Below are 10,515 nucleotides of genomic sequence, written 5' to 3' on the forward strand. Positions count from 1 at the left end.
CCTATTTCTTATTTCTATTTGCTAGAGTAAATTCTTCTCTTAAAAAATCTGCTCTTTTTGTATCACTATCACCAGTCATAGGTGACATCAACCTTAAGGCGGGCTTCATTCCCTTCATTAAGTTAATTATTTTGTCTATATTAATATCTTTAATATAATCCATTTCGATACCTAACTTAATATTTGATAGATGTTTCATAGCCTCGTATGCTGTTATAATTCTTGCATTTTGTAATATTCCTAAAGCTCTATAAACCTCATCTTCTAATTCTATAGAAGCTTCCATTTTTACTAGAGTTCTAGATTCCCTTTCCTTGGTTATTATATCTTTTGTTAAACTTTTTAAACTCTCAATAATATTTTTTTCTGATCTTCCAATTACTGATTGATTGCTTATTTCATACATATTACCTAATATATTTGATTTTTCATTACAAATACCCTTTATATTTGCTCCTAATTTATGTGCAATATTGGAATAAGTATCTACTCTTCTTTGTAAAGATAATATTGGTAAATGAACTATGATAGATGCTTTCAGACCTGTGCCTGCATTAACAGGACAACTAGTCAAATATCCTAATTTATCATCAAAAGCATAATCTAACTTACTTTCTAATATGTCATCTATTTTATTTGCAATTATAAAAGCCTCATCCACATTAAATTTATTTTCATATATGTTAATTTTTATATGTTCTTGATCATTAACTGTTATGTATTTAGTTTTATCTTTGTTAATAATAATTGAACCTATATCATTTGTAGAAAATTTATTGCTTATAATATTTCTTTCTATCAATGTATTCTTTTCTATTTGACTAATGTCTTTTATATTGTATGCAATAAAATCTTCTTGAAATAAATCCTCCGATTCTAATATTATATTGTTAATTTTATTTGCTATGACTTGAGATTCTGATTGACTTAACTTATGTGGAAAAGGATAGTTATTAATATTCCTAGATAATGATACTTTAGTACCTATAATTATGCTATCTTCCATAAGTACCTCCTCCTATTCATTGCATTCTTCTAACTCTTTTATCTTGTCTCTAATGTCAGCTGCTTTTTCATATTCTTCTTTCTCAACAGCCATATTTAAATCTTCTTTTAAAATTCTAATCTCTCTGCTTATATACATACGGCTATTATCTTTTTTAGGTGTTTTACCTATATATTCTTCATAACCATATATATTTTTAATTATAGGTTTTAGATGCTCTTCAAAAACTTCATAACATCTGCTGCAACCTAACTTACCTGTCTGTCTATACTCATTGTATGTGCTATGGCAATTAGGGCATATGATATTATTTTTCTCACAATCGTTATCAGTTACTAATGAATTTTCTTTTTCTCGATCTGTAGAATTACCTTCATCCATTTTTAATTTGTCCATCACATCTTTTATAGAAAAAGGGTCTTGGTAGTTAAAATTAAGCAATGGATAATCCTTAGCACAATCATCACATAAATATATTCTTGTTTCTTGACCATTTATTATGGAGCTAATAAAAACAGATGCTGTTTTTTTATGACACTTTTGACATAACATAATATCACTCCTCTATATTAAATAATTCTTCTATCATATTTTTCAAAATTTTTGCCCTTACTATGTCATTTAATCCATGTATAGGTGAGTTTAAAGATTTATCATCTATAGCACATAATATTATTTTTGATTCTCTATTATTAATCAAGTTTTTATCTAATAACCACTTAACAACTATTTTTCCTTGTATATATGTTATTTCTTTATCTATCTTTTTATGTAGAATATGCAAAATTTGTTCTTGATTTAATTTTGAAATCTTATCTATTTTTACATATCCTCCTCCACCTTTTTTGCTTTGTACTTCATATCCTTTTTCCCTTGAAAACCGAGTTGTCAAAACATAATTTATTTGAGATGGAGCACAATCAAACAAATTAGCAAGCTCATTCCTCTGAATTTGAACTGTATTACTGTCTTCCATTAAATTTTTAATAAATTTTTCTATTATATCACTAATTGAAGCCATATACATCACCACTTAAATAAATTTTTCTTTTGACTTTCTTTGACTACTATTTAATATATATTATATACATATTTTAGTCATATAATCTAATTATTATAAACAAAAACAAATTTATATTTTATATAAAACAAAAAATAAACGGCATGATTTTTTTAACATCATGCCGCTTTTAATATATATTTTTTAATTATTAGCTTCTGCAATTATTTTTGATGCTAGCTGCTGAGGTACCTCATTGTATTTTGCTAATTCCATTTCAAAGAACCCTCTACCTTGAGTCATTGATCTTAAATCTATTGCATATTTAAATGTTTCACTTTGTGGTGCTTCTGCATAAATTACTTGTCTACCTTTATCATCAGGTTCCATTCCTAGTATTTTTCCTCTTCTCTTGTTAATATCACCCATTACATCTCCCATATACTCTTCTGGAACAGTTATCGTTAATTTCATAATAGGTTCTAATAAAATTGGTTGAGCTTCCTCCATTCCTTTTTTGAATGCTATTGATGCTGCCATTTTAAATGCCATTTCTGATGAGTCAACATCATGATATGATCCATCATATAATGTTGCTTTTATATTTGTAACAGGATATCCTGCAAGTATTCCTTTTTGCATAGAATCTTTTAATCCTTTTTCTACTGCAGGTATATAAGACTTTGGAACAGAACCTCCAAATATCTCTTCAGCAAATTCAAAGTCATCGCTACATCTTGTAAATTTAATTTTTACATCTCCATATTGACCATGGCCACCAGATTGCTTTTTATGTTTTCCTTGTACATCAGAAGAACTTTTTATAGTTTCTCTATAAGCAACTTTAATATCTTCTAGATCTACATCAACACCAAATTTTTCTTTTAATTTATTTTTAACTGTATTTATATGAAGCTCACCTTGACCACCAACAAGAGTTTGCTTAGTTTCTGCGTTTCTGTACCAGTGTATAGTTGGATCTTCTTCTGATATTTTGTTTAATGAAGATCCTATCTTATCTTCTTCACCTTTATTTTTTGGTACTACAGAAAAATATATTTGTGGTTTTGGTAAATCTATTTCTTCTAATAATGAAACACCTGAGCGTTCTGCTAAAGTATTTCCTGTTTTTAGAGAATTCATTTTTGTAACTATAACTATATCACCTGCATTAGCATAGTCTACTTCTTCTAATTCTCCATTTTTCATTGTATATAAATTAGTAATTTTTTCTTTTACATCCTTATTTACATTAACTATTTCAGTATCTTTTTTTATTTGACCTTCAACTACCTTTATGTAAGACATTTTTCCTATGAATGGGTCAACCATTGTTTTAAATACCAAAGCTCTTAAAGATTTTTCTTTTTCAATAGCTTTTGGTTGTATGTATGCACCTATAGTTTTTAGTATTTCTTCTGATCCTATGTTATTTATTGTAGAACCACATATTACAGGTATTATATCTCCACTTTGTATTCCTATTATTATTCCTTTTTGAATTTCCTGTGGACTTAATTCTTCTCCATTAAAATATTTGTCTAACACTTCATCATCAGTTTCTGCTATATGTTCCATTAAAGCTTCTTTCACACTTGAAACTTGCTCTTTGAATTCTCCATCTAAATCGTCATCCAAGTTTTCTAACACATTATGTAATTTAACAAATTTTTTATCTTTATATATAGGGCTTATCATTGGTACTATCTTATTGTCATATTTTTCTCTTAACATTTCTATTGCATCTTTATATCTTGCCTTTTCATTGTCTATTTTATTTATAAACATGATTTTCGGCATATTTTCAGTCAATTCTAGTGATTTTTCAGTTCCAACTTGTATAGGAGAAGTTGCATCTATTACTATAATAGCTGCATCACTTGCTCTTAACGAAGAAATTACTTCACCGCTAAAATCAAAATATCCTGGTGTGTCTAATAAATTGTACTTGATACCGTTGTATTCTATGGGAGCTAACCCAATACTATAAGTCATGTTTACTTTATCAGACAACTTGGGCATCTTTTTTGAAATATTTGTAGTGTATGCTAGGGCATCAATTAAATTAGATTTCCCACATCCACTATGCCCCAGTATTGCAACATTTCTTAAATTGTTACTATCATAGACTTTCATATTAGCACCTACCTTTTTTAATTATATAAAATTATCAAGTGTTATAAATAATTTTATACCATTTACATGTATAATATTCCTAATTATGTAAGATAAGATTACCTTATTCTTATAAGAACAATTTGGTACTCTTTCCCTTGGATTTAAAATATATTTCTACACACATCTATATTTTTCCTCTTTTTTGTATAAAAAAACTCTAAAGCAGTTATTTACTATGCTTTAGAGTTTTTTTAATTCACTATTATTCTACTCTATTCTAATGTCATCAATAATTGTTTATCACAAACCATTTCATTTTCTTTAACTTTAATAGACTTTATTTTCCCACTTGTTTTTGATACTATATTAGTTTCCATTTTCATAGCTTCTATAACAATTAATGGTTGATGTTCTTCAACTTCATCTCCTTCTTTAACAAGAACCTTTATTACTTTTCCTGGAATACTAGCCCCTATTTGCAAAGTATTATCCATATCAGCAGTTTCTACTTGCTTAATACTGCCTGCATAATTATTATCTTTTATCTCTACTTCTCTATGCATTCCATTTAGGTCAAATACTATTGTTCTATATCCATTTTCTTTTACATCACCTATATTTCTTAAACTTATAGTTAACATTTTTCCTTCTTCTATTTCCACATCACATTCTTCACCTATGTCAAGACCATAGAAGAATACGTTGCTTTCTAATTTGGAAATATCATTATATCCTTGTAAATGTTTTAGATATTCTTCATATACTTTTGGATATAATTCATAACTTAATATATTTCTTATATTAGATTTCATATTAAATTTTTCATTTAAATAATCTTTATCTTTGTCAAAATCCGCTTGTGGTATTAATAAACCAGGTCTTACAGTAATAGCCTCTTCACCTTTTAATACTACCTTTTGTAATTCCTTTGGTATACCACCTTCTGGTTGACCTATCATACCCTTACAATAATCTACTACTGAATCTGGGAATGATAATTTCTTACCTTCTTCAATAATATTATCTTTGTTCAATTTATTTTTTGTCATAAATATTGCTAAGTCACCTACAACTTTTGAAGATGGAGTAACCTTTATTATATCTCCAACTATTTGATTTGCTTCTTTGTAATTTACCTTAAGAGTATCAAAGTCATCTCCTAAACCAAAGCTATCAGCTTGGGCTTTTAGATTTGAATATTGTCCTCCTGGCATTTCATATTCATATATTTCAGCAAAAGAAGTACTCATACCACTTTCAAATTTTTTATAAATTTGTCTTAGGTCTCCGTAGTAACTTGATAATTCTTCATATCCATATAAGTCGATCTTAGTATCTCTTTCTGTATTTTTTAGAGCTTCTACTATAGCATTTAAAGATGGTTGGCTTGTTAGACCTGACATAGTTTGTAATGCAGAGTCCACTATATCCACCCCTGCTTCAGACGCCATCAAACAAGTTGCTACACCGTTTCCACTTGTATCATGGGTATGTAAGTGAATTGGTGTTTTGACATTTTCTTTTAATGTTTTAATTAAAGTGTGAGCAGCATAAGGTTTTAAAAGTCCTGCCATATCTTTTATACAGATTATATCTACTCCTAAAGACTCTAATTCTTTCGCCATTTTTACATAATATTCTAAGTTATATTTAGATTTATTAGGATTTAATATATCTCCTGTATAACACATAGTACCTTCGACTATTTTTCCGGTTTCAAGCCCTGCCTCTATTGACAGTTTCATATTTTCCACCCAGTTTAGTGAGTCAAATATTCTTATAACATCGATTCCTTGATAAGCAGATTCTTTTATGAAATCTACTATTACATTATCAGGATAGTTTGTATACCCAACACCATTTGATGCTCTAAACAACATTTGGAACATAATATCCGGTATTTCTGTTCTTAATTTTTGTAATCTTCTCCATGGAGATTCTTTTAAAAATCTATAAGCTACATCATATGTAGCTCCCCCCCACATTTCTAATGAGAATAAATCTTTTTGGTACGCATTTGTTTCTTTAGCAACTTGTAATAAATCGTAAGTTCTAAATCTTGTTGCTATAAGAGATTGATGAGCATCTCTCATTGTAGTATCAGTTAATAATAATTTCTTTTCATTCTTTATTTTTTCAATATATGCTTTCTTTCCTAGTTTCTCAAACTGTACTTTACTACCTTCTACTTTAGGTATTCTTTCAGTTATTATTCTTGGTTGATGCAATGTTTCAAACTTAGGTTTAGGCATACATTTGTTTTCATTAACTATAACATCACCGATAAATTGAAGTAGTTTAGTTCCTCTGTCCTTACTCTCTTTTATCTTAAATAATCGAGGGTGTTCATCTATAAACTTAGTACTGCATTTGCCGGCTCTAAACATAGGATCTTGCAAAACATTAACTAAAAAACCAATGTTAGTTTTTACCCCTCTAACTCTAAGCTCATTTATAGATCTAATCGTCCTATTAATTGCTCTTTCAAATGTTCTATCCCAAGATATAGTCTTAACTAGTAAACTATCATAGTAAGGTGTTATACTAAATCCTGCACAACCATTTCCTCCATCAAGTCTAATACCTGCACCAGAACCGGTTCTATATACTTGTATTTTTCCTGTATCAGGCATAAAGTTATTTTTAGGGTCCTCAGTTGTAATTCTGCATTGTATAGCATATCCTGTTACTTTTATATCATCTTGAGATTTTATATCTATTTCTTCACTATCTAAGCTATATCCTTCAGCAACAAGAATCTGACTTTGAACAATATCAATTCCCGTAATCTCTTCTGTTACAGTATGCTCAACCTGAATTCTTGGATTCATCTCTATAAAATAATGATTCCCTTTATTATCAACTAGAAACTCTAACGTTCCTGCACTTACATATCCTACTTCTTTAGCTATTTTAACTGCATCTTCACAAAGCTCATCTCTTACTTTTTTATCTACAGAAAATGCTGGTGCATATTCAATTATTTTTTGATGTCTTCTTTGTACAGAACAATCTCTTTCATATAAATGAACTAAATTACCATGTTTATCACCTAATATTTGAACTTCTATATGTTTTGGGTCTTCTATATATTTTTCTATAAATATTAAGTCTTCTCCAAATGCTTTTCTAGATTCGCTACATGCATTTTCGTATTCAATAGCCAGGTTCTTTTCATCATAAACAACCCTCATTCCTCTTCCGCCTCCACCATTAGAGGCTTTTATCATTATTGGATACCCTATAAAACTTGCAACTTCTTTTGCTTGTTCAACACTTTTAATTACTTTTTCTACTCCAGGTATAGTTTTTACTCCAACGTTATTAGCAACCTTTTTAGAATTTATCTTGTCTCCCATTCTTTCCATTATTTCTGCAGATGGACCTATAAAAACAATACCATTTTCTTCACATTTTCTTACAAACTCTGGATTTTCTGATAAGAAACCATATCCAGGATGTATTGCATCTACATTTTTTTCTTTTGCAAGCTCTATAATTCCATCTATATCTAAATAAGCATCTATAGGTCCTTTATCTTTACCTATTAAATAAGATTCATCAGCCTTAGTTCTAAATAAACTATATTTATCCTCTTTACTATATATCCCTACACTTTTAATTCCTAATTCATGGCATGCTCTGAATATTCTTATAGCAATCTCGCCTCTATTTGCTACTAATACTTTTTTAAACTTTTTAAGCATGTTATCCCCCTTTTCCATATTTTAGTTGTAATATTAAAGATTATAGTCCATAAAATTTTAATTTTGAACCCCTACAAAAGAGTTTCTTAATAAATAATACAAATTCATTAAAACAGGTAAATAAATTTTGTATTTTAGCAAATTCCTATTTCTTAATTAAGTGATAGTAGAATGTTTTCATAATAATTTTTTATAATATTCCGATTGATATGAATATATATTGATCTATAAAAAAATAAATCCATATTTATTTCATTTTAATAAACATGGATTTATCTTACTTATTATATTAAATTATATCTTATTTCATTACTCTAATCTTTGAATATATATGCATAATATCTAGTATATATATTTTTTTAATCTAGTTCATTTAATAATCTTCTAGACACATCGTTTAGCTTTAATTGACCTAAGCCTATATATGCCATAGTAAATATTGTTTTAATAACATCAGCTGAATTATCCCATTTATAAGATATTGAATTTACTAAAGAATGTTTTGGCATATAATCCTGTAATTCTACTGCCATTTCTTCAGATAAATTTATATATTCTTCAAATAATTCTTCTTCACTCATTTCATCTAAATCATAACTATGCTTTAATTTTTCATTTAATATATTTATAGATATGCTTAGTTGATATGCTACAACATCCTCTCTTTTTGTTCCTTTGCACATATCTCTATCTACTGTAAAATCACTATTTTTTTCAATACTTTCTCTTATTTCTTCACTATCTACTATCTCTTCTCCAAATATAATATACATAATAACACCTTCCTTAATTTTTCTATAAAAACCTTATATTTTATTGTTAATTAAAACAGTAATATTTATAACTTATTTTATATATTAAAAAACCTCTAGTTTATTAACTAGAGGATAAATGGTGGGACCAACAGGGCTCGAACCTGTGACCCCCTGCTTGTAAGGCAGGTGCTCTCCCAGCTGAGCTATGGTCCCGAAATTTTTTATTTATATGTGGTGCGCCCAGAGGGACTCGAACCCCCAACCTTCTGATTCGTAGTCAGACACTCTATCCAGTTGAGCTATAGGCGCATGTTTAAGTGGAGGCGACACCCAGATTCGAACTGGGGATGAAGGAGTTGCAGTCCTCTACCTTAGCCACTTGGTCATGTCGCCTTTTTATATTGGTGACCCATCGGAGATTCGAACTCCGGACACCTTGATTAAAAGTCAAGTGCTCTACCGACTGAGCTAATGAGTCATATGTTTTTTTGGGGTGGATAATGAGATTCGAACTCACGGCCTCCAGAGCCACAATCTGGCGCTCTAACCAACTGAGCTATACCCACCATAATCTAATGCACTAGTTTTTATTTTTTTAGTTGATGGTCGAGGTGAAGGGACTCGAACCCCCGGCCCCATGGTCCCAAACCAAGTGCGCTACCAAACTGCGCTACACCTCGAACTAAAAAAGTGGTGGACCATCAGGGACTCGAACCCCAGACCTACCGGTTATGAGCCGGGCGCTCTAACCAACTGAGCTAATGGTCCACGTTAATTTATATTGTTAAAGTTTAAATGGTAGCGGTAACAGGAGTCGAACCTGTGACCTTTCGGGTATGAACCGAACGCTCTAGCCAACTAAGCTATACCGCCACAATATTTAAATATGGTGCCCAGAGGCGGAATCGAACCACCGACACGGGGATTTTCAGTCCCCTGCTCTACCGACTGAGCTATCTGGGCGCTATTGGCGGAGAGGGTGGGATTCGAACCCACGGTGCCGTTAAGCATCACTGGTTTTCAAGACCAGCTCCTTAAACCACTCGGACACCTCTCCAGATTAATGGTGACCCATCGGAGATTCGAACTCCGGACACCTTGATTAAAAGTCAAGTGCTCTACCGACTGAGCTAATGAGTCATATTTATATGGCTGGGGATGCAGGACTCGAACCTACGCATGCATGAGTCAAAGTCATGTGCCTTACCGACTTGGCTAATCCCCAATATATAAGTGGTGAGCGCACAGGGATTCGAACCCCGGACACACGCCTTAGAAGGGCGTTGCTCTATCCAGCTGAGCTATGCACCCACATATATTGTTTGTTTTGTTTGGAGCGGGAAACGAGATTCGAACTCGCGACTTCAACCTTGGCAAGGTTGCGCTCTACCACTGAACTATTCCCGCATACTAGGTATAGTTAAAAAGTGGTGCGGATGAAGGGAGTCGAACCCCCACGCCAATGGCGCTAGATCCTAAGTCTAGTGCGTCTGCCAATTCCGCCACATCCGCATACTTCTTTTGGTGGAGGATGGTGGATTCGAACCACCGAAAGCACAGCTAACAGATTTACAGTCTGCCCCCTTTGGCCACTCGGGAAATCCTCCATATTATGGAGCTGGTAATAGGACTCGAACCTACAACCTGCTGATTACAAGTCAGCTGCTCTACCAATTGAGCCATACCAGCATAGTATTGAAAAAAGTATTATGGCGACCTGGAAGGGGCTCGAACCCTCGACCTCCAGCGTGACAGGCTGGCATTCTAACCAACTGAACTACCAGGCCGCATTTATAAGTTTTATGGTGGGACCAACAGGGCTCGAACCTGTGACCCCCTGCTTGTAAGGCAGGTGCTCTCCCAGCTGAGCTATGGTCCCGGGATAAATAAATGGAGCGGGTGAAGGGGATCGAACCCTCACAGCCGGCT

General features: G+C 31.8%; 6 protein-coding genes and 19 tRNA genes. All 25 read right to left on the reverse strand.

Going from position 1 to position 10,515, the window contains the following annotated elements:
* Window position 1: 1 nt before the first annotated feature.
* A complete protein-coding gene (locus tag QX51_RS13100) occupies window positions 2-1,006 on the reverse strand; it encodes a hypothetical protein (RefSeq protein ID WP_039680362.1) in 1,005 nt (334 codons plus the stop codon).
* A gap of 12 nt (window positions 1,007-1,018) precedes the next feature.
* Window positions 1,019-1,558: a UvrB/UvrC motif-containing protein gene (locus tag QX51_RS13105; RefSeq protein WP_039680363.1), complete on the reverse strand. Its 540-nt coding sequence runs from the start codon at window positions 1,556-1,558 to the stop codon at window positions 1,019-1,021.
* Window positions 1,559-1,562: 4 nt separating this feature from the next.
* A complete protein-coding gene (locus tag QX51_RS13110; RefSeq protein WP_039680364.1) occupies window positions 1,563-2,027 on the reverse strand; it encodes a CtsR family transcriptional regulator in 465 nt (154 codons plus the stop codon).
* Window positions 2,028-2,210: 183 nt separating this feature from the next.
* On the reverse strand, window positions 2,211-4,142 hold the full coding sequence (locus tag QX51_RS13115; RefSeq protein WP_039680365.1) for an elongation factor G: 1,932 nt from the start codon (window positions 4,140-4,142) through the stop codon (window positions 2,211-2,213).
* Window positions 4,143-4,396: 254 nt separating this feature from the next.
* Entirely contained in the window at window positions 4,397-7,831 is a 3,435-nt protein-coding gene (locus QX51_RS13120; protein WP_039680366.1) for a pyruvate carboxylase, read from the reverse strand.
* A gap of 359 nt (window positions 7,832-8,190) precedes the next feature.
* Window positions 8,191-8,604, reverse strand: a complete 414-nt coding sequence (locus QX51_RS13125) for a hypothetical protein (protein ID WP_039680367.1) — start codon at window positions 8,602-8,604, stop codon at window positions 8,191-8,193.
* Between the two features lie 119 nt (window positions 8,605-8,723).
* Window positions 8,724-8,799, reverse strand: a tRNA-Val gene (locus tag QX51_RS13130).
* 19 nt (window positions 8,800-8,818) lie between these two features.
* Window positions 8,819-8,895, reverse strand: a tRNA-Arg gene (locus tag QX51_RS13135).
* A gap of 9 nt (window positions 8,896-8,904) precedes the next feature.
* Window positions 8,905-8,979 (reverse strand) — tRNA-Cys (locus QX51_RS13140).
* A gap of 9 nt (window positions 8,980-8,988) precedes the next feature.
* Window positions 8,989-9,064 (reverse strand) — tRNA-Lys (locus tag QX51_RS13145).
* An 11-nt stretch (window positions 9,065-9,075) separates the two neighbouring features.
* Window positions 9,076-9,152: transfer RNA gene (locus QX51_RS13150), tRNA-His, on the reverse strand.
* 37 nt (window positions 9,153-9,189) lie between these two features.
* Window positions 9,190-9,266: transfer RNA gene (locus QX51_RS13155), tRNA-Pro, on the reverse strand.
* 11 nt (window positions 9,267-9,277) lie between these two features.
* Window positions 9,278-9,354 (reverse strand) — tRNA-Ile (locus QX51_RS13160).
* 28 nt (window positions 9,355-9,382) lie between these two features.
* Window positions 9,383-9,459: transfer RNA gene (locus tag QX51_RS13165), tRNA-Met, on the reverse strand.
* Window positions 9,460-9,473: 14 nt separating this feature from the next.
* Window positions 9,474-9,549, reverse strand: a tRNA-Phe gene (locus QX51_RS13170).
* A 5-nt stretch (window positions 9,550-9,554) separates the two neighbouring features.
* Window positions 9,555-9,643 (reverse strand) — tRNA-Ser (locus QX51_RS13175).
* Between the two features lie 7 nt (window positions 9,644-9,650).
* Window positions 9,651-9,726 (reverse strand) — tRNA-Lys (locus QX51_RS13180).
* 9 nt (window positions 9,727-9,735) lie between these two features.
* Window positions 9,736-9,811, reverse strand: a tRNA-Gln gene (locus tag QX51_RS13185).
* Window positions 9,812-9,820: 9 nt separating this feature from the next.
* Window positions 9,821-9,897: transfer RNA gene (locus tag QX51_RS13190), tRNA-Arg, on the reverse strand.
* Window positions 9,898-9,918: 21 nt separating this feature from the next.
* Window positions 9,919-9,993, reverse strand: a tRNA-Gly gene (locus QX51_RS13195).
* A gap of 21 nt (window positions 9,994-10,014) precedes the next feature.
* A tRNA-Leu gene (locus tag QX51_RS13200) sits at window positions 10,015-10,098 on the reverse strand.
* Window positions 10,099-10,108: 10 nt separating this feature from the next.
* A tRNA-Tyr gene (locus tag QX51_RS13205) sits at window positions 10,109-10,193 on the reverse strand.
* A 6-nt stretch (window positions 10,194-10,199) separates the two neighbouring features.
* A tRNA-Thr gene (locus tag QX51_RS13210) sits at window positions 10,200-10,275 on the reverse strand.
* Window positions 10,276-10,296: 21 nt separating this feature from the next.
* A tRNA-Asp gene (locus tag QX51_RS13215) sits at window positions 10,297-10,373 on the reverse strand.
* Between the two features lie 16 nt (window positions 10,374-10,389).
* Window positions 10,390-10,465, reverse strand: a tRNA-Val gene (locus QX51_RS13220).
* Between the last annotated feature and the right edge of the window lie 50 nt (window positions 10,466-10,515).

It is taken from the genome of Terrisporobacter othiniensis (genome assembly GCF_000808015.1).
Lineage (GTDB): Bacteria > Bacillota > Clostridia > Peptostreptococcales > Peptostreptococcaceae > Terrisporobacter > Terrisporobacter muris.